The 18,822-nt window shown below is 61.7% G+C and carries 17 protein-coding genes; 9 read left to right on the top strand and 8 right to left on the bottom strand.

Translation table 11 applies throughout. From position 1 onward, the window contains the following. Positions 1-76: 76 nt before the first annotated feature. Together QTA58_RS12135 and QTA58_RS12130 are read left to right on the top strand one after the other, a co-directional pair. Positions 77-1,006 carry a LysR family transcriptional regulator gene (locus QTA58_RS12135; RefSeq protein WP_289669007.1) on the top strand — a complete coding sequence of 310 codons (930 nt, stop codon included), beginning with the start codon at positions 77-79 and terminating at the stop codon, positions 1,004-1,006. 113 nt (positions 1,007-1,119) lie between these two features. Continuing rightward, on the top strand, positions 1,120-2,490 hold the full coding sequence (locus tag QTA58_RS12130) for an amidase (protein ID WP_289669006.1): 1,371 nt from the start codon (positions 1,120-1,122) through the stop codon (positions 2,488-2,490). A gap of 21 nt (positions 2,491-2,511) precedes the next feature. Here QTA58_RS12130 and QTA58_RS12125 read toward each other — a convergent pair whose 3' ends face one another. The 7 genes from QTA58_RS12125 to QTA58_RS12095 all read right to left on the bottom strand — a co-directional run bounded on the left by QTA58_RS12125 (position 2,512) and on the right by QTA58_RS12095 (position 10,178). Then, positions 2,512-3,519 (bottom strand): AbrB family transcriptional regulator, encoded by a 1,008-nt coding sequence (locus QTA58_RS12125; RefSeq protein WP_289669005.1) that lies wholly within the window; start codon positions 3,517-3,519, stop codon positions 2,512-2,514. A gap of 41 nt (positions 3,520-3,560) precedes the next feature. Beyond that, entirely contained in the window at positions 3,561-4,973 is a 1,413-nt protein-coding gene (locus QTA58_RS12120; RefSeq protein WP_289669004.1) for an amidase, read from the bottom strand. A gap of 21 nt (positions 4,974-4,994) precedes the next feature. Further along, on the bottom strand, positions 4,995-5,882 hold the full coding sequence (locus QTA58_RS12115; RefSeq protein WP_143531505.1) for an ABC transporter permease: 888 nt from the start codon (positions 5,880-5,882) through the stop codon (positions 4,995-4,997). Between the two features lie 2 nt (positions 5,883-5,884). Then, positions 5,885-6,802 carry an ABC transporter permease gene (locus QTA58_RS12110; RefSeq protein WP_289669002.1) on the bottom strand — a complete coding sequence of 306 codons (918 nt, stop codon included), beginning with the start codon at positions 6,800-6,802 and terminating at the stop codon, positions 5,885-5,887. A 62-nt stretch (positions 6,803-6,864) separates the two neighbouring features. Next, a complete protein-coding gene (locus tag QTA58_RS12105; RefSeq protein WP_289669001.1) occupies positions 6,865-8,385 on the bottom strand; it encodes an ABC transporter substrate-binding protein in 1,521 nt (506 codons plus the stop codon). Positions 8,386-8,398: 13 nt separating this feature from the next. Then, positions 8,399-9,271 carry an ATP-binding cassette domain-containing protein gene (locus tag QTA58_RS12100; RefSeq protein ID WP_289669000.1) on the bottom strand — a complete coding sequence of 291 codons (873 nt, stop codon included), beginning with the start codon at positions 9,269-9,271 and terminating at the stop codon, positions 8,399-8,401. Next, complete coding sequence (locus QTA58_RS12095) at positions 9,231-10,178, bottom strand: ABC transporter ATP-binding protein (RefSeq protein ID WP_289668999.1); 948 nt, start codon at positions 10,176-10,178, stop codon at positions 9,231-9,233. The genes QTA58_RS12100 and QTA58_RS12095 overlap by 41 nt, the downstream gene beginning before the upstream one ends. Here QTA58_RS12095 and QTA58_RS12090 point away from each other — a divergent pair. The 3 genes from QTA58_RS12090 (at position 10,171) to QTA58_RS12080 (ending at position 13,679) form a co-directional block, all read left to right on the top strand. Beyond that, positions 10,171-11,103, top strand: a complete 933-nt coding sequence (locus tag QTA58_RS12090) for a LysR family transcriptional regulator (protein WP_289668998.1) — start codon at positions 10,171-10,173, stop codon at positions 11,101-11,103. The two genes, QTA58_RS12095 and QTA58_RS12090, sit on opposite strands and share 8 nt — an antisense overlap. 247 nt (positions 11,104-11,350) lie before the next feature. Then, positions 11,351-12,340, top strand: coding sequence for a phosphotransferase enzyme family protein (locus QTA58_RS12085; RefSeq protein ID WP_289668997.1), 990 nt, complete (start codon positions 11,351-11,353; stop codon positions 12,338-12,340). Positions 12,341-12,350: 10 nt separating this feature from the next. Then, positions 12,351-13,679: an aspartate aminotransferase family protein gene (locus tag QTA58_RS12080; RefSeq protein ID WP_289668996.1), complete on the top strand. Its 1,329-nt coding sequence runs from the start codon at positions 12,351-12,353 to the stop codon at positions 13,677-13,679. A gap of 56 nt (positions 13,680-13,735) precedes the next feature. On the opposite strand, the gene fabG is transcribed toward QTA58_RS12080, so the two are convergent. Continuing rightward, entirely contained in the window at positions 13,736-14,509 is a 774-nt protein-coding gene (fabG, locus tag QTA58_RS12075; RefSeq protein ID WP_289668995.1) for a 3-oxoacyl-ACP reductase FabG, read from the bottom strand. A gap of 302 nt (positions 14,510-14,811) precedes the next feature. On the opposite strand from fabG, the gene QTA58_RS12070 reads away from it, so the two are divergent. The 4 genes from QTA58_RS12070 to QTA58_RS12055 are packed head-to-tail and all read left to right on the top strand — an operon-like array spanning position 14,812 to position 18,819. Continuing rightward, the gene (locus QTA58_RS12070) at positions 14,812-15,951 is read left to right on the top strand and encodes a PotD/PotF family extracellular solute-binding protein (RefSeq protein ID WP_085420735.1); all 1,140 of its coding nucleotides are present in this window, start codon (positions 14,812-14,814) and stop codon (positions 15,949-15,951) included. 29 nt (positions 15,952-15,980) lie between these two features. Continuing rightward, the gene (locus QTA58_RS12065) at positions 15,981-17,111 is read left to right on the top strand and encodes an ABC transporter ATP-binding protein (RefSeq protein WP_085420736.1); all 1,131 of its coding nucleotides are present in this window, start codon (positions 15,981-15,983) and stop codon (positions 17,109-17,111) included. A gap of 1 nt (position 17,112) precedes the next feature. Beyond that, the gene (locus QTA58_RS12060; protein WP_289668994.1) at positions 17,113-18,009 is read left to right on the top strand and encodes an ABC transporter permease; all 897 of its coding nucleotides are present in this window, start codon (positions 17,113-17,115) and stop codon (positions 18,007-18,009) included. A gap of 3 nt (positions 18,010-18,012) precedes the next feature. Next, positions 18,013-18,819 (top strand): ABC transporter permease, encoded by an 807-nt coding sequence (locus QTA58_RS12055; protein WP_289668993.1) that lies wholly within the window; start codon positions 18,013-18,015, stop codon positions 18,817-18,819. Positions 18,820-18,822 lie beyond the last annotated feature (3 nt).

Below are 18,822 nucleotides of genomic sequence, written 5' to 3'. Positions count from 1 at the left end.
ATAGGAAAATACCTATGGTGTGCGGGGGGGCCGAACAACCGCGCCCCTGCGCCGTCCAACCGCCGATGGATCCGCGATGAATCCGAACCTTCGTCACCTTGAGGTCTTTCGCCTTTTCTCACGCGTCATGAGCGTAACCGAAACGGCGCGTCTTCTGCGCATTACCCAGCCCTCGGTCAGCCAAGCGTTGCGCGATCTCGAAAACCAGCTGGGCCTGGAGCTTATCATTCGCGGCCAGGGGCCGCTGAAGCTGACGGCCAATGCGGACCTTCTGCTGAAGAACATGGAAGATGTTCTGGACAACATGCAGGCGCTGCGCGAGCGGGCCGCACGATTGCGTGGCGAGCAGGACAACAGCCTCGCCATCGCTTCGGTACATCCCCTCACCGGCTGGATACTGCCCCAGGCGCTTGCACGGCTCAAGAACAGCCATCCCCATACCCGCATCGCCCTCGAGGCCTATTCCAGCCGCGAGGTGATAAAGCACGTCCAGGACCGTACCGCCGATATCGGTTTCACATTCCTGCCGGTCGACAATCCGGACATGGTCGTCCGGCCGCTGATGACGACGGAAATGGTCTGCCTGCTGCCGAAGAACCACGCACTGGCAGGGAGCGTGCAACTTACCCCTGAAACGCTCGATAACGAAACCATCATCACGTTCGGCCAGCAGGTGCGCCAGGAATTCGATGTCCGCCTCGCCTTCGGCAATGGTAACGAGGCAGGCCGCTTTCTGACGACGAACCTCTCGGTCGTATCCGCCGATCTTGTGCGGCAGGGCCTGGGAATAGCCATTACATTGCCCTTCGTTCTGACCCCCAGAATGACGCAGGACATCGCCGTTTCCGCCTTCAGACCGGAAATCCGCCGTTCACTTGTCGCCATCTATCTCAGGAAGCCGGGCCTTTCGGCGCTGGGCAAGGCCTTCCTGGCGCAGGTGCGGGAGGAAAACCGCGGCTTTGCCGCACATCTCGACGCGCTCGGCGTTTTCGTCAAACCCGGCTGAGCGCAGCCATTAGCGATCACCTATACAAATATCCGCCTTTCTTATTGGACAGGACCCTGTCGGGGGGAGCAGCCTTGGTCACGATGTAATCCTGCATGCCTTGAGGAAATACGATGACCGAACCCTTATGGACCCTTTCCGCAACCAGTCTGCGCGACGCCTACAGAGCCGGGACGCTGCGGCCCGGTGACGTTCTTGAAGCGGTTCTGGAACGCAACGCCGTTGTTGACCCACGCCTCAACCTGTTTGCGACGCTGGATGTGGAAGGCGCGCGCGCGGCGGCGGCCGAAAGCGATGCACGCTTCGAACGCGGCGAGCCGCTCGGCGATTTCGACGGTATCCCCGTGACCATCAAGGACAATATTCACGTCAAGGGGCTGCGTTGCGCCTGGGGCAGCAATCTCTACCTCGACCAGATTTCCGAAGAGGACGAATTGCCGGTCGCGCGCCTTCGCGCCCAGGGTGCCGTCATTCTCGGCAAGACCAATGTTTCCGAATTCACGCTCGGTCGCGGTAATGTCAGCACCCTGGCCTTCGGAACCACACGCAATCCTTGGAACCCGGAACTGACGAGCGGCGCATCGACCGGCGGCGGCGCAGCAGCGACCGCAGCGGGTGTTGCTCCGATTGCATTCGGCACCGATGGCGGTGGATCGATCCGCCGTCCTGCCGCCCATAACGGCCTTGTCGGGCTGAAGCCCTCGACCGGCCGCGTTGCCCGTATCAACGGTCTGCCGCCGATCCTGCATGATTTCGAGATCATCGGGCCGATCGCCCGCACGACGGCCGATCTGGCGATGGCCCTTTCCGCGACAGAAGGCCCGGACGCGCATGACAGGCTTTCATTCGGCTTCACCAAAGGTAAGATCGAGCCGGTCCGCAAGGGTCTGAAGGTACTCTATGTACCGCAGCTTGCCGATATGAAGGTGGAGGAGCCGATCCGCATTTCCTGCGCCCGGGCCGCCGAAAATCTGGCGGCACTCGACTTCGAGGTCGAGACGGGCGGAGCGCCGTTCGACGTAGCCCTGTTCGAGAAACACTGGCCGTCTATCGGTGGATCGGGCCTTGCCTGGCTTCTGAAGGACACGGACTGGGAGGGCAGGATCGGCGCGGCGTACCCGCCGATGATCGAGAAGGGAAAAACGCTTTCCGCCATCGATTATGTCGATGCGCTCATGGCGTTCCGCACGATCTACGCTGAGCTTGCCGTCGCTTTCGAGACATACGATTTCATCATGACGCCTTCGGCGGGCGCCATGCCGTGGAAGGCGGAAGAGTTCGGCCCTCCCTACCACCGCGCTTTCACGGGCTTCGTGAATTCCGCCGGTCTGCCGGGCATCAGCATACCATGCGATCCTGCCGAAGACGGCATGCCCATCGGCTTCCAGTTGATTGCACCCTTTGGGAAGGACTGGGATCTGGTGTCGGTTGCCGCGCTCTACGAAGAGAACCATCCGTGGGCCGACCGCCGCCCGCAAATCTGACGGATCGGGCGCGGCGGCAACTCAGTCGCCGCGCCTCAAACCCGCCGTCCAGAGCGGGCTCAGCAGCATAAGCCCGACAAGCCGGATCAGGTGATGCCCGCTGACGAAACCGGGATCGAGGTTGAGAGCGAAGGCGAGAACCGTCATCGCCTCGACGCCGCCGGGCGCAAAGGCCAGCCATACCTCGTTGAACGGCAGACCTGTCAGAAACGAAGCCAGCGCCGCAAAAATCGCCGCAATGACAATCGCCGCAGCGATGCTTCCCATCGCAGGCCGCAGCACGGCAACGATGGCCATGGGATCCGTTCCGCGCAGGCGCGCACCGATAGCCGAGCCGACGATCACATAGGCGGCGATCAATGCGGCTCCGGGCAATACGCCGGAAACCATCCCGGTGGCATGGAGAATGCCGCTGCCGAGAAGAGCGCCCAGCAATAACCCTCCCGGGATGCGCAACCGTGCGCAGGCCAGCCCGCCGGCGCATGCAGCGGCAAGCATCAGGAAAATATCGCCCGGACCGGCCAGGGCCGCATGTACCTTTTCAGGAGGAGCCGGGCTGACAAGAAGCAGGACCGGCACGAGAGAAACCAGCACGATCTGGCGAAGCGTCTGGCTGACCGTGATCCGCATCAGATCGCCGCGGCTGTCGCTTGCTATGGCCAGCACCGCCGAAAGCGCTCCGGGCACCGAACTGAGGCGGGCCGAGGCGCTGTCCCAATTATGCCGCCGCGCCAGATATTGCGTGCCGACCACCATCGTCGCGATGACCGACAGCGCAAGCAGGATAATGCTGAGGGGCCATTTTTCCAGCTTGCCCAGCATTTCAGGAGAAAGCACCGCCCCCATCGACGCGCCGAGCAGAATGAAGGCCACGCTGCGCAGCCGATCGGGAATCTTGAGCGGGCGCCCCGCAAAAACCGCGACAATGACCGCGATCATCGACCCGCACAGCCAGCCGGCCGGCATGCCTGCCAGCTCCAGAAGCCCCCCGCCGGCCACCCCGATGGCAAGGGTTTCCGCGACGCGCATCCACAAGCTGCGGTCGTAAAGGCCCGATAATTTTCCTGCCATTACCGTACAGCCAGTTCCGGCCAGCGATCCGCCCAGGGATGCGCCTGTTCGAACGATGCCGCGAGATCGAGAAGAGCGTCATCCGCGCCGAATGCTGCGACGGCCTGCAAGCCGACCGGCATGCCGCCGGCGCCCGGGCCGACAGGGATCGAAATGCCGGGATGACCACAGGCATTCACCCAGTTGGTGAAGACCGCATGGCCTCGCGGACCTGCTTCCTTCCCGTCGATGACCGGCGGGAACTGGGAATCGCGGGGCCAGGGATGTGCCGCCGATGCCGGCGTGAGAACCACGTCGAAATCCTCGAAAAGCCTTGCGGCAGCCACGCGAAATGCGTCGAGCGTCTCGATGAATGTCAGGTAGTCGGTTGCGGAAAGCTTCGCTCCGGCTTTCGCCTGTTCGGAAAACGGCGCAGAAACCAGTTGGTGGAACCGTGCGTCGAGCGCGGCCATCTTCGCGAGCCCGGTATTGGCGAGAACCGGCCAGCCGGCATTCACCGATGCGAGATCGAGCGGCAGCGGACCACGTTCGACCTCATGCCCGAGCGCTGCGAACCGGTCTGCGGCTCTTGAACACAGGGCGGCGATTTCCGGATCGACCGGCGCATCCCCGAACCGCTCCACGAACAGGATACGCTTGCGTTCCGGCGTTGCAGAGGCTGCGTCGATAGCCGGAAAGCCGAAGGAGCGCGGGTCCTCGGAATTCGCGCAGCCGATGACGCTCATGATGAGACGGATGTCGTCGACCGTGCGGGCCAGCGGGCCGACGACCTCGCAATCGGCGAGAAGCGGCGGCAGGCCGCCCTGGCGCGGAATGCGTCCGATCGATGGTTTGAGGCCGACGATCCCGACATAGCCGGCAGGGCGGCGGATCGACCCGCCGCCATCCGTTCCCAGAGAATACGGTACAAGCCCGGCGGCCACGGCCGCGACGGAGCCTCCGCTGGAGCCGCCCGGCGTCAGCGCCGGGTTCCAGGGGTTTCCGGTCGAGCCGAAAACCGCGTTTCCTGTGAAGCCCCGCAGCGTGAATTCCGGAACATTGGTCTTGCCGACGATGACCGCGCCCGCCTGGCGCAGAAGCCGCACCGGCAGTTCGTCTTCCGCAGCGATATAGTCGCGATAGAGCTTCGTGCCCCAGACGCAGGGCATGCCCGCCACCAGAAGATTGTCCTTGATGGCGACCGGAATGCCGTCGAGCGGCCCGAGCGGTTTTCCGGTGGCAAAGCGCTCATCCGCCAGCCCGGCCAGCGCACGCGCACCTTCGGCATCGACATGCACGAAGCAGTTCAGCTCGCCGTCCAGACGCGCGATACGATCGAGATAGTGCTCCAGAACGGCAATTGCAGACAGCGAACCTTCCCGCAATGCGGCGCCGAGCTGACGCAGGTTCAGGCGGTATATCGAGTCTTTCATATCCATGACCTGTCGATACGATTACTGTGAGGAATCCGGAGCAAGCCAGGCACGAAGACCCTCGCCGAGGAACGTGATCCCGGCAACCAGAACCAGCATTGCGAGGCCGGGAATGTTGACCAGCCAGGATTCGAAGAAAACGAAGTCCTTCGCCTCGGCGATCATCAGCCCCCAGGAGCTGTCCGGCGGACGGATGCCCAGCCCGAGGAAGGACAACGCAGCCTCGAGCAGGATCGCATGCGCCATTTCCAGCGTCCCCACGACGATCAACGGGCTGACGAGATTGGGAAGGACTTCCCCGATCATGATCCTGACATTGGAAAGGCCCGCCGCCCTGGCTGCAAGCACGAATTCTGCATTGCGCAAGCGCATCGTCAGGGATCGCGTCACGACAAGGAACTGATCCCAGAGGAAACAGGCGAGGATCAGCATCATCAGCGGCAGGGAATTGCCGAGAAGACCCACCAGGGAGATCGCCACCAACATGATGGGAAGGCTGAGCCGCACGGTCAGGAGGAACATCACCGCCATATCGACGCGCCCGCCGAAATAGCCTCCCAGCAGGCCGAGTCCTATGCCCATGACGGCCGAAAGCACGATCGTTCCGAAGCCGACGAGCAGCGAAAGCCGCGCGCCATATATTAGGCGGCTGAGATAGTCGCGGCCGAGATGGTCGGTGCCGAGAATATGGCCCCACGTTCCGCCTTCCATGAAAACCGGCTGGACAAGGCGATTGGCGAGCGACTGTTCATAGGGCGAGTAAGGTGCGATCCACGGCGCCAGGATGGCGACCAGCGTTATGAAGCCGATAATGAAAACGCCGGTTGCAAGGCCCCAGCGCCCGACGGGAATACGTGGCCCTTTCCAGAGACGTGCCGCCGGAACGCTTCCGGTAATCCGAGAGTTCATGGTCATTCCAGTCTGATACGGGGATCGATCATCATATTGACGATATCGGCAAGCAGCGTCAGCACGACATAGGCCGCCGAAACGGCCAAGAGCGCGGCCTGCACCACCGGATAGTCATTCTGGTTGATGGCTTCCCACGTGAGATAACCGATCCCGTGAATTGCGAAGATGTTTTCCACCACCACGGAACCGCCGAGCAGAAAGCCGAACTGGACCGAGGCGACGGCCACGACCGGCACGAGCGTGTTGCGCAGGGCGTGCTGCAGATAGATCTGCCAGGGACGCAGCCCCTTGGCCCGTGCGGTGCGGATATATTCCGAACGCATGACCTCGATCATGCCGGCACGGGAGATACGGATGATGGCCGGCATCGAATAGAAGGCCAGCGCCATGGCCGGCATTGCCAAATGCCGCACGGATCCTCCCCCCGAGATAGGCAGGACTGCAAACTGTATTCCAAGGACAAGGATCAGCAGGAAGCTCAACCAGAAAATCGGTGTCGAGACGCCGAGAAGAGCGATGAACAGGGCAATGCGATCGATGATGCTTCCGGGTGCGCGGCCCCCGGCCATTCCAAGCGGTATGGCGACGGCAAGCGCCATCGTAATGGCCATGGCTCCAAGGGAAAGCGTCGCGGGCAGGCGTTCGGCAATCAGCGAAAGCACCGGACTGCCGTAGTAGAACGAGGTGCCCACATCCCCCTGGAGCGCCTTGATGAGCCAGTTCCAGTATTGCACCGGCAGCGGCTTGTCCCAGCCATAGGTCTTGCGCAGGAATTCGACGTAATCCGCGCCGCTTCCCTCGCCGGCCAGCGAGATCGCCAGGTCGCCCGACATTTTCAGCATGACGAAACTCATGAAGGAGATCGTCAGCATGACCAGTACGGCGAGACCCAATCTGCGGGCTATGTAATAGGCCATCGGCATCTATCCCTGCATTGAACGATCCGCCCCGCATGCTTTCGCGGCGGGGCGGCGTATCGTCATTTCCAGCTTGCACGCCAGAATTCGACATTCTCGTCGGCCGGAACCGGCACGTCGACGCCTTTCGACATGACGTAGTTGACCGGCATGCTGAACAACGGCGCCCAGTAGGCCTTGTCGGCGATCTGCTTCAGGGCGGTCTCGTAGAGAGCCTTGCGCTTGTCCTGGTCGGCAATCGTGCCCGCTTCCTTCACGGCCTGCGTCACGACAGGATCGCGGGACTGGTCGTCGGGAGATTCGGCAAAGAAGAACGGCAGGATGGCGCCGACATCGTTTACGCCGGCCGAGCCGAAATCGTCGATGACGATCGGGGTCTTGTGGTCGCGCCGTGCCTGGATCACTGCCGAGTATTGCAACCAGTGAAGGTTCGCGCGGACGCCGATGGCATTCAGGTAGCCGATGATGGCTTCGGCGACGGGACGGCTGCGATAACCGTAGATATCGATATCGAAACCGTTGGCGTAACCGGCCTCAGCCATCAGTGCCTTCGCCTTCTCGACGTCATAGGGGTATTGCGTCACATCGGCAAAGCAGCCGAACTGCGAAGGCGTGCATGCCGAGGGGATCGGCTTCGAGGCGCCGCCGACCAGCGTTTTCGCCATGGCCTCGCGATCCATCGAATAGGCGATCGCCTTGCGGACACGTTCATCTTTCAGCGGGCTCGCCGGGTCCGACAGACCGGCCGCATCGAGCGTCAGGAAGCCGATGCGGAAGGTTTCGGCGTTGATGACGTCGACCATCGGCATGCGCTTGAGCTTTTCTGCCTGATCGGAGGGAATGTAATAGGCCCAGTCGATGCCACCGCTGATCAGTTCCGCCACCTGGGTGTTCACGTCTGGGATGGCGCGGTAGATGAACGTACCGATAGCCGGCTTGCTCTTGCCGCCGCCCTCGAAATAATCCTCGTTGCGTTTGAACACGACATCGTTGCCGCTGCGCTCGGCGACCATGAACGGCCCGGTCCCGACAGGCTTTTCGGAAAATGCCTGGATTCCTACGCTCTCGCGGTATTTTTTCGGCACAACGGGAAGCTGGATAATGTATTCCAGCGCCAGAGGCGCGACATCACGGCCGACAACGCGGATCTTGTGGGGGTCGAGAATGTCGACGCGCTCTATCCAGCCGCCTGTCATGCGGTTGAAAACCTTGTTTTCGGGATCGGCCGCGTACATCAGACTGTAAGCGACATCCTCCGCCGTCATCTGGTCGCCGTTGTGGAATTTCACGCCCTGACGAAGATCGAACTCCCAGGTCTTGTCATCGACCTGTCGCCACGCGGTCGCGAGCAGGGGCTTCAGTTCGAATGTGTTCGGATCGCGATAGACCAGCGCGTCATAGGCCAGCAGGCCGAGAAGAAAACCTTCGCGCCCCGGGGAATGATAACGGTCGAGGCTCGGGAGTTTCGCCTGGAAGGCAGCGACAAGCGTATCGTTATCCTTGCCTGCGAAGGCATGCACCGGCAAGAAGGCAATCGTTGCGGCAAGCAGCGACAGAACATTTTTTCTGAGGCTCGTGGTCATGGCATTCTCCATTTCAGGACGGGCGGTTTTCGGGAGGAATGAAAGCAGCAAGAAGAAGAGCGCGCGCCTGGTCGGGATCCACGGGCAGGACGGCGGACAGCAGGCGGCGCGTATAGTCGTGCACAGGTGCGCGCAGGACATTCCCAACCGGGCCGTCCTCTACGAGCTTCCCGTGATACATGACCGCAACCCGGTCACACAGTTCGGAGACGACGCCGATATTGTGCGTGACAACGAGATAGGACAGACCAAGTTCGACCCTGAGCTGTTTCAGCAATTCGAGAATCTGCGCCTGCACGGATACGTCGAGCGCCGATGTCGGTTCGTCGCAAACCAGAATTCTGGGCTCGTTTATCAGGGCTCTCGCAATGGCCACGCGCTGACGCTGGCCGCCGGAAAGTTCGTGGGGAAAGCGCCGGGCAAAGGATGCCGGTAATTCGACCTTCCGCAGAATGTCTTCCACCCGCGCTTCCACCTCGTCCCTGCTCACCTTGCGTGCGGCGCGCAACGGCATCGAGATGATGTCGACCAGACGCTTGCGCGGATTGAGCGAGGCATAGGGGTCCTGAAAGACCGGCTGGACAAGTGAGGCCAGATGAAGACGCGAATAGGTGCTGATTTCACGACCGAAAACCTGCAAGTCGCCCCGGGTAGGTTCGAGCAGGCCGAGCATCATGCGCGCAAGCGTCGTCTTGCCCGAACCCGACTCGCCGACCAGCGCAAGAGATTCTCCCTCGTAAAGCCTCAGGCTGACCTCGTTGACCGCGATGAATGGCTCCTTGCGGCCCTTGACGGCAAATTCCCGGGTTGCCATGGCTGCTTCGAGCGCAATCGTGCGCGCAGTATTAACCAGCATGCGCAGTCTCCGGGAGATGGAGGGGAGCAAGGGCCGGTGCCTTCGGCACTGCGGCGATCAGGGCTTTCGTGTAAGCTTCGCGCGGGTTTGCGAGAACCTGCCTGACATCGCCCGTCTCGACGATCAGGCCGGATTTCATCACCGCTATCCTGTCGGCAATCGCCGCAACGACACCGAGATCATGGGTAATGAACAGGATCGCTATTCCGAAGCTTTCCTGAACGGATTTCAGGAGCGAAAGCACCTGGGCCTGCATGGTAACGTCCAGCGCCGTCGTCGGCTCGTCGGCAATGAGGAGCTGCGGCTCGCACATCAGCGCCATGGCGATCATCGCCCGCTGGCGCAACCCGCCCGAAAGCTGATGCGGATATTCATTCATGCGTGTTTCGGGCCTGGTGACGCCAACCCGGTCCAGCAGGCCGATTGCCGTTGCACGGGCCTTCCGCCGATCGCGCGAAACGTGGCGCAGATACACTTCCTCGAGTTGCCTGCCGATCGTCATGGTCGGATTGAAGGCCATCGTCGGATCCTGGAAGATCATGCCGATCGCACGTCCCCGCAGATCCTGCATCTGCCGCTCCCCGTAGCGGGAAATATCCTGTCCGGCGAAGATCGCACGCTCCATGCGGCGGGTCGCTCCGGCCGGCAGCAGATCGAGAACGGAAAGCGCGGTGAGCGATTTGCCGGATCCGGATTCACCGACAAGGCAGAGGGTTTCGCTACGCCCGACCGTGAAGGAAACGCCCTTTACAGCATGCAGGAGACCTTCCTTTAGAGAGAAATCAACCTCAAGGCCACCGATATCGAGGAGAGCATCCAACCTGTTCTGATCCTGTCCAGTTTCTTTATTTTGTTCCCGGTGAGGACAATTGCAGAGTTTTTCCATTAGAACTAATACAAAACTTCTATGTCGACATAAGGGATCGGTTATGAACATCGGCCTCCGCCAGTTGGAGACATTCCGCCTTTTCGCGCGTACGCAGAGCGTCACCGAAACGGCACGCCTGATGCGCGTTTCGCAGCCGGCCGTCAGCCAAACGCTGAAGGAACTGGAGGGGCAATTCGGTTTTGCTCTTTTCGTGCGGTCGAACGGCAGGACCCGGCTGACAATCGAGGCCAATAACGTATTGCCGGAAATCGAACGTCTCTTCGCCCAGATGGCATCCCTGCGAGGCAAGGCCGAAGAACTGAAGGACAACCGGGCCGGCGCATTGTCGATTGCTTCGGTCCCTTCATTTACGGCGCAGATACTGCCCGACGCCATCAAAGCGTTCAGGGCGGCGCGCAGCCAGGTGAAAATCCGCACCGAGGTGCACACGGCCAGCGATGTCGTAAGACAGATCCGTCAGGAATACTGCGATATAGGTTTTGCATTCATGCCGCTCGACGAGGTCGGCGTTTCAGTGCAGCCGCTCCTGCGCATGTCGATGGTGTGCCTTGTACCTGCCGGGCACCCTCTTGCCGGCAATGATATCATCACCGCCGCAGATCTGATGAAACAAACGATCATCGTTCATGGCGCGGAAACCACACCGGGCTTTATCCTGCGCGAAAGCCTGGGTGAAGAAGTCGCCGGTTTTCAGGTTCTGACGACGAACCAGTCTGTGACCTCGATGCACATGGCGCAAAGCGGACTGGGCATCGCATTTGCCCACCCGCTCGTGCTGGCCCACGATCCGCTGGGAAAAGTGGTCGCCATTCCCTACGAACGTCATGTACCCCTGACTTTCGCGCTTCTTTATTCGCGCAACAGACCCGTTTCGCGCATTGTTCTGCAATTCGAGGCGATATTGCGCAAGGGCATCATAAGCTTCAGCAAGGAGCTTCGGGATCGGGGGCTGGAAAGCGAATGCCTCATATGAGGGGCATGAACAGGGATATGCCGTCCTCTCCGCGCACCGCATTGGCGCCGGTGGCTGCCTAACGGCACGGTCGACCAAGCGGCGCTGCGACGCAGCTTAAACATCCGGGGAAAACGAGCGTATCCGACTCCGCCCTGCTTTCCGCGTGAACAACCGCGAGCTTGACCCGGGCGCACACGATTTATGTTGCAATCCCAACATTTTTATTGTTGGAATTGCAAAACAATCCACCGATCGGAATGTCGAAGTGTTGTACGACGCAGATTTTCTAACCCGGCTTTCCACTGCCGTCAGCGCGCTCTGCCCGGTCTGGGCGGTATCGGCGCATGCAAACGTCAAGCTTCTGACCATTTCGGAAAACGCGACGTTCCTCGTTCACGACGAAACCCCTGACCGGAAGCTGATCGTTCGGGTCCACCGACCCGATTATCATTCGGAGGCGGAAATCCTGTCTGAGCTTGCCTGGATCGAAGCGCTCCGGCGGGATGGGGTCGTCCCCACGCCCCGGCCGATCCCGGCCGGAGACGGCAGCCTCCTTCAGAAGTTCTCCGATGGCGAAACGGTTCGCCATGCGGTCGCCTTCGAATTCATGAGCGGCAAGGAACCGGATACGGATCTCGACCTGGCGAAGTGGTACGGAGCACTTGGCGAAATCAATGCCCGCCTGCATCAGCATAGCCGCCAGTGGGCTCATCCGGACCTGTTCATCCGCAAGACCTGGAACTTCGACCGGATCCTCGGTGATGGCGCCTATTGGGGCGACTGGCGCGCCGCCCTCGGCCTGACGCCCGACGGCAAGGAGGTTCTGGAGCGGACCCACGCGATGCTGGAAAAGCAGACACGGGCCTATGGCTACGGCGCCGACCGGTTCGGCCTCGTTCATTGCGACATGCGTGCCGCCAACCTGCTGGTCGAGGGCGACCGGCTGGGCGTCATCGATTTCGACGATTGCGGCCTCTCCTGGTTTGCCTATGACTTCGCCGCCGCGATCAGCTTCATGGAGCATGAGCCGTTCATTCCGCAATTGATGGCGGCATGGCTGGAAGGCTACCGGCGCGTCGCACCGCTCGATCCGGAGCATGAAGCGGCCCTGCCGATGTTCATCATGCTCCGGCGCATGCAACTCACCGCCTGGATCGCCTCGCATGCAGAGACGCCGACGGCGCAATCCATGGGCACGGCCTATACCGACGGCACCGTGGCGCTCGCCGAGCGCTATCTGGCAAAACACGGTTGAGGAAGCCCCGATGAGCACCGCCACCAAAGAAATCCTCGACCTCAACCGCTTCGATGCAACACGGACGGAAGGCTTTCCGCCTGATCTCGCAGAGCGCGTCGCCCGGCGGCAGGCGACCTTCGGAGCCTCCTCCGTTCTCTTTTACGAGCAGCCGATCGAGATGGTGCGCGCTAAGGGCGCCTACATGTATGACGTCAACGGCCGCAAATATCTCGACGTTTACAATAACGTGCCGTCCGTCGGCCACTGCCACCCTCGGGTGATCGAGGCCGTTGCACGCCAGGTCGGTGAGCTCAACATCCACACGCGCTACCTCAATCGCGTCGTCGAGGCCTACAGCGAAAAGCTGCTCTCCCGGTTTCCCGATAGCCTGAGCAATGTCGTGATGACCTGCACGGGCAGCGAGAGCAACGATCTGGCCATGCGGATCGCCCGCATCGTGACGGGTGCGGACGGTTTCATCGTTACCAGGGCCGCCTATCATGGCAACACGGCGCTGGTGACCGAGATCTCGCCGTCTTCGTTGCGCAAGCGCAAGCCGGCGCCCTTCGTGGCGGTCGTTCCGGCGCCGTCGGCCCGCGACGGCATGAGCGTCGGGGAGAGTTTCGCGGCCTCGGTCGAAGGAGCGATCGCAGAGCTGAAGTCACGCGGCATCGGCCTTGCCGCGCTGATCATCGACACGATCTTCTCGAGCGACGGCATCTATGCCGATCCCGCCGGCTTCCTGAAGGCTGCCGCCGATGTCGTACACCGCGCCGGCGGCCTGCTGATCGCCGATGAGGTCCAGCCGGGCTTCGGTCGCACGGGCGGTGGTCTCTGGGGCTTCGAGCGGCATGGCTTGACGCCCGACCTCGTCACCATGGGCAAGCCGATGGGCAACGGCTTTCCGATGGGCGGCGTCGTCACCCGACCGGAATTCCTCAAGAGGTTCTGCGAAGAGACGGGCTATTTCAACACCTTCGGCGGAAACCCGGTGGCGGCGGCAGCCGGCCATGCCGTCCTGCAAGTGATCGAAGAGGAAGAACTCGTCGCGCGGGCGAGCACGGTCGGCGCCTATTTCAAGCGGTCGCTCACGGACTTGCGGGCGTCCCATCCGGAAATCGGCGAGGTTCGTGGGGCCGGCCTGTTCATCGGCCTCGATTTCGTCGATCCGGAAGACGGCACGCCGGATACCGCGCTCGCGACCCTTGCCATCAACCAGCTGAAGCAGAACGGCATCCTCATCGGGGCTGCCGGCGAGTATGGCGCGACGCTGAAGATCCGTCCGCCGCTGTGCTTCTCCAACGAGGATGCCGACTTCTTCACCGGCACGCTGGACAGCATTCTCAAGATGCGCTGAAGCGCCTGAAAGGCCGGTAGGGAAGCCAGGCGACCTTCGCCCGGCTTCTTCCGTCTTCAGCCCATCGCTTCCAGTGCACCAAGCGATTCCGGCAGGATCTGGCCGCCATCGACGACGATCGACTGGCCGGTGATGTAGGCGGCCTCCTCCGACGCGAAGAACAGCGCCGCGTTTGCGATGTCCGCCGGCGTGCCCAGACGGCGCAGCGGCACGGAAGCCTCCATGGCGGCGATGTATTCCGGGCCGTTGCCCTCGAGGCCCTCCGTCATGATGTTGCCCGGCATCACGGCATTGACCGTGATGTTCTTCGGCGCCAGTTCGATCGCGGCCGTGCGCATGAAACCGAGCTGGCCGGCCTTGCTCGCCCCATAATGTGCCCATCCCGGATAGCCGGTGATGGGCCCTGTGATCGACGAGGTGATGATGATGCGGCCCGAGCCGGCCCTGGTCATCGCCGGCAGCACGGCGGAGATGCCGAGAAAGGTGCTCTTGAGATTGGTGGAGATCACGTGGTCGAAATCACCGGCTGTCATTTCGCCCAGCTTCGCAGCCGGGAAAATGCCGGCATTGACGCAGAGCACGTCAACGCCGCCATAGCGGGTGACTGCTGTCTCGACCATCGCCTTACAGCCCTCTTCCGTGCTGACATCCGCGGCAAATCCCGATGCGTTCGGACCGATTTCAGCCGCCACCTTGTCGGCATCACCCTGGCTGCGCGACACGACCACGACATTCAGTCCCGCCTCCCCGAAGCGCAGGGCGATGCCCTTGCCGATACCCCGGCTTGCGCCGGTCACGATGACGGTTTTCCCCTGTAGTGATTTCAACATGTCCTGCTCGCTTTATTGTTGTGACTTCCACAAATGAGAGATCGCACCTGCACCAATTTCATGCATCGGATTAAAACATCGCCACGCCGGCTGCACAAAAGGAATGCAAAGAAAATGCGTGCAATTGCGCCGGTTTTATCCTGTGACCCGAAATTGGAAACGGCACCGGATACTCACTGAGCGTCATTGCGCAACGCACAATGAACGACGAAATAAATGTTGTAAACTACACATTTTTGCGACACACTTCCAACATCAAACATCCATGAGCCGATCAAGCGGCCAAGACAAGGGGAACGACAATGATGAAAATCTCCAGGCGCAACATGATGCAAATGATGGGCGCGGCCGCCTTCGCCGGACCGCTCGCGAGCGCCACCCGCGCCTTCGCGGCCCGCGAGAAGGAGCTCAACATCCTCTGCTGGGAAGGCTACAATTCCGCGCAGGTGCTGGACCCCTTCCGTTCCAGCCAGTCGGCCGCCGTCAAGGCCGAGAGCCTGACCAACGATCCGACCATGATCAACCGGCTCCGGGCCGGCGAGACCAGGATCTGGGATCTCATCAACGTCAACAATCCCTGGGCCCGCAAGATCATGGCGCCGGCCGGCCTGATCAAGCCGCTGCCGCGCGCCGAATTCGAGCCCTACTTCGACACCATGCTGCCCGGGTTCAAGGCGCCCTATCGTTGGGCGATGAGCGACGACGGCAAGGACCTCCTCGGCATGGCCCAGCGCTTCGGGCCCTACAGCTTCGTCGTCAACACCGACGAGATCAGTAAGGCGACGGCCGAAGAACAGGGCTGGGACCTGTTCAACGATGCCTCGCTCGCCGGCAAGTACGGCATCCAGGAATCCGACGACTGGAACGTCTTCAACATCTTCCTGGTCGCCGGCATCAACCCCTTCAAGGAGCATACGGAAGAGGAATTCAAGGCTTTCGCCGAAACCGCCGAGAAGGTCTTCAAGGGCGCCAAGATGGTCGGCGACATGGCTTCGCTCAACCAGGCGCTCGTCTCGGGCGAGATCGATCTCTACATGACTGGCGGTACCTATTCGGTTTCCCCGGCACGGGCGGACGGCTATCCGAAGCTCCGCGCAATCACGCCGCTCAAGGGTCCGATCGATGGCAAGGGCGGGATCTCGTGGATCGAGATCACCTCGACCGTCAACAATCCCGAGCTCTCGCCGCTTGCCGTGGAATTCCTGAAATATGTCCAGGACCCGCAGGTCGCCCACACCGTCGCCTTTGCTGAAGGCACGTTCAATCCGGTCAGCCAGATGGGCAACCCCAAGTGCTTCGAACTCTTCACCAAGGAAGAACTGGAAGCCATCCAGTGGGACAGCCTCGAGGAGGACATGGCCCGTTCGGCCGAGTACGACATCGTGCCCGACTACGACAAGGCACTGGAACTGATGACGGCGGCCAAGCGCCTGCGCGGCTGAGCCGAACCTGTTCTGACGGAGCAAACGACATGAGCCTTGCGACGATCTCGCCCACCCTGCCCGACACCGCCACCAAAACCGACGACGCAGTCCTTCCGGCAACGGCGCCGGTTTTGCAACTGGTCGGTGTCCGCAAGATCTTCGGCGACTTCGCCGCCGTCGACGGCATCAATGTCGATATCAAGGAGGGCGAATTCGTCACCATTGTCGGACCCTCCGGGTCCGGCAAGACGACCCTCCTGCGCATGCTGGCCGGCATGGAATCGCCGTCCGAAGGCTATATCACGCTCCGCGGCGAACTGATCAACGACGTACCGCCCGACAAGCGGCCGACATGCCTTGTCTTCCAGTCGCTGGCCCTGTTTCCGCACAAGACCGTCGGCGAAAACATCGAGTTCCCGCTGAAGGTCCGCAGGATGGCCGCCGCCGAACGCAAAGCCCGCGCGCTCGAACTCATGCGCATGGTGCGCCTGCCCGAACATTATTACGCCAAGAACGTGATGCGCTGCTCGGGCGGTGAAAAACAACGCGTCGCGCTCGCCCGCGCCTTTGCCTATGATCCCGACGTGCTGTTCTTCGACGAACCGCTGTCAGCCCTCGACTACAAGCTGAAGAAGGTGCTGGAAAAGGAACTGAAGGACCTGCACCGCGAGAGCGGAAAGACCTTCGTCTACATCACCCACTCGCTCGAGGAAGCCATGGTCATGTCCGATCGCGTCGGGGTGATGAGCCGCGGCCGCCTCGTGCAGATCGGCACGCCGGAGGAAATTTACACGAAGCCGGCAACGCGCTTCGTCGCGGAATTCTTCGGCGAAGTGAACAGTTTCGAAGTAAGGCGCGACGGTCAGGGCGGCTGGATCCTCGGCGATGGACAGTCAATCACCGTCGCTCCGACGGACGAGGTGATCGGCGACACGGCAACCGTCATCGTTCGACCGGAGACCATGCGTTTCGTCACCGGCCCATCGACCGCCGGCAACCTGATCACGGGCAGGATCTACAACGAATACTCGCTCGGCTCGCGCATGCAGTATCAGGTCCATTCCGGCGACCGGATCTATCTCGTCGAAGCCGCACGGGCAGCGGTCCCCGGCTTGTCGTCAGGCGACAGCGTCACCATCGGCTGGGACGCCCGCGACGCCATCGTGGTGGGAGGCTGACATGGCGGCCGTGACATACACCGCAACCGCCGGCGAGCGAAGCTTGCTGCCTGCCATCCCTGCCGGACTTCGCGCCGCCGCGCCCGTCACCCTCCTTTTGGTCCTCGGATTTCTCGCACCGCTGCTGACGGTGGCCGCCTATGCGTTCGCCACACCGAAGAGCTTCGACGTTTTCCGCTCTTTCACACTTGCCAACTTCTCCACCGTATTCGATCCGTCGAATACGGTGTGGATGTCGTTTGCCTGGTCGCTCGGCTATGCGGCCGCAACCGTGGCGCTGCTGGCGGTGATCGCCTATCCGATCGCCTACGGCCTCAACCGGATGTTCGGCAAAGGGTCGGGCCTCGTCGGCGTGCTCTTCGTCTTTCCGCTGTTCGTCTCGGAAAACGTCCGGCTCTATGGCTGGGTGTTGTTCTTCATCAAGAACGGCGTACTCGACGGCGGGCTCAAATGGCTTGGTTTTTCCGGCGGTCCGGAAGTGCTCTATAACCCGGGCGCCATTCTGTTCGGGATGCTCTACGTCTATCTTCCCTTCATGCTGTTCCCGATGTCGCTCGGTATTGCGATGATCCCCAGGGATCTGGTCGATGCGGCGCGCGACCTCGGGGCCAGCCGGCTCATGATCTGGCGTGAAATCGAGTTGCCGCTCGCCATGCCCGGCATCCTGATCGGCATGCTGCTCACCTTCGTGCTCGGCGCCGGCGCCATCGCCGAATCCAAGATCCTTGGCGGCCAGTCGGTCATCACCATTGCGCAGGACATCGAGGTTGCCTTCACCTATGCGCAGAACTGGCCGCTCGGCTCGGCACTCGCTCTCCTGCTCGTCGCCATTGTCAGCGGGCTTGCGCTCTACGTCCTGTCGAAGCTCGATCTCGACCGCATTCTCGGCAAAAGGTGAGACATGGAAACCCGTTCGCAAATCCGCGCCCGCGCCTTCGTGAAAGTCTGGACCGCCTTTGTCATTCTCGCCATCTACCTGCCGATCATCTGCGGTGCGCTGGCCGGCCTGTCGAAGGGACGTTATTTCGGCTTTCCGATCCGCGTCTTCTCAACCGAATGGTGGGGCAAGACCTTCGCGTCGCTCGAAATCCAGTCACTGGTGCAGAACTCCCTGCTGATCGCCTTCATCGTCACTCTGGTCTCGGTGGTCTTCGCCTTCTTCGGCGCGCTTGCCTTTGCCCGCTACGACTGGAGGGGACGCAAGCTGTTCCAGAAGGCGATCCTCTTGCCGGTCTTCTTTCCGCAGCCGGTGCTGGGGCTTGCCCTTCTCTTGTGGTTCAACGCGCTCGGCATCAATCCGAGCTGGCAGACGGCCGTCGTCGCCCATCTCGTCTGGATCGTTCCGGTCGTAACGCTAGTGATCGCGATCCAGGTCTATTCCTTCGACCCGACGCTCGAAGAGGCTGCCCGCGACCTTGGCGCCAGCCGCTGGTTCATCCTGCGCGAGGTGACCTTGCCGATCCTCTGGCCGGGCATCTGGTCGGGCGCGCTCTTCGCCTTCCTGCTTTCCTGGGGCAATTTCCCGTTGTCGCTCTATACCGCCGGCGTCGACTCGACGATCCCGAAATGGCTCTATTCGAAGATGGTCGCCGGCTATTCGCCGATGGTGCCGGCGCTCGGCACGATGAGTACGCTTTCGGCCGCCGCCGTGCTCCTTATAGGGGGCCTCGCCATCGCGCTGGTGCGCCGTCGCCAGGCGGATGCATGAGGG

It is taken from the genome of Neorhizobium sp. CSC1952 (assembly GCF_030378245.1).
Taxonomy (GTDB): Bacteria; Pseudomonadota; Alphaproteobacteria; order Rhizobiales; family Rhizobiaceae; genus Neorhizobium; species Neorhizobium oryzae_A.
Note: the sequence above shows the minus strand (reverse complement) of the source record. Positions and strands in the feature narration are given on the sequence as shown.

Bases quoted from the DNA above. Each gene is read 5' to 3' on its own strand.
- QTA58_RS12070 (WP_085420735.1), top strand. From the start codon at position 14,812: ATGATGAAAATCTCCAGGCGCAACATGATGCAAATGATGGGCGCGGCC.
- QTA58_RS12110 (WP_289669002.1), bottom strand. From the start codon at position 6,802: ATGGCCTATTACATAGCCCGCAGATTGGGTCTCGCCGTACTGGTCATG.
- QTA58_RS12060 (WP_289668994.1), top strand. From the start codon at position 17,113: ATGGCGGCCGTGACATACACCGCAACCGCCGGCGAGCGAAGCTTGCTG.
- QTA58_RS12115 (WP_143531505.1), bottom strand. From the start codon at position 5,882: ATGAACTCTCGGATTACCGGAAGCGTTCCGGCGGCACGTCTCTGGAAA.
- QTA58_RS12080 (WP_289668996.1), top strand. From the start codon at position 12,351: ATGAGCACCGCCACCAAAGAAATCCTCGACCTCAACCGCTTCGATGCA.
- QTA58_RS12130 (WP_289669006.1), top strand. From the start codon at position 1,120: ATGACCGAACCCTTATGGACCCTTTCCGCAACCAGTCTGCGCGACGCC.
- QTA58_RS12135 (WP_289669007.1), top strand. From the start codon at position 77: ATGAATCCGAACCTTCGTCACCTTGAGGTCTTTCGCCTTTTCTCACGC.
- QTA58_RS12065 (WP_085420736.1), top strand. From the start codon at position 15,981: ATGAGCCTTGCGACGATCTCGCCCACCCTGCCCGACACCGCCACCAAA.
- QTA58_RS12090 (WP_289668998.1), top strand. From the start codon at position 10,171: ATGAACATCGGCCTCCGCCAGTTGGAGACATTCCGCCTTTTCGCGCGT.
- fabG (WP_289668995.1), bottom strand. From the start codon at position 14,509: ATGTTGAAATCACTACAGGGGAAAACCGTCATCGTGACCGGCGCAAGC.
- QTA58_RS12125 (WP_289669005.1), bottom strand. From the start codon at position 3,519: ATGCGCGTCGCGGAAACCCTTGCCATCGGGGTGGCCGGCGGGGGGCTT.
- QTA58_RS12105 (WP_289669001.1), bottom strand. From the start codon at position 8,385: ATGACCACGAGCCTCAGAAAAAATGTTCTGTCGCTGCTTGCCGCAACG.
- QTA58_RS12055 (WP_289668993.1), top strand. From the start codon at position 18,013: ATGGAAACCCGTTCGCAAATCCGCGCCCGCGCCTTCGTGAAAGTCTGG.
- QTA58_RS12095 (WP_289668999.1), bottom strand. From the start codon at position 10,178: ATGTTCATAACCGATCCCTTATGTCGACATAGAAGTTTTGTATTAGTT.
- QTA58_RS12120 (WP_289669004.1), bottom strand. From the start codon at position 4,973: ATGAAAGACTCGATATACCGCCTGAACCTGCGTCAGCTCGGCGCCGCA.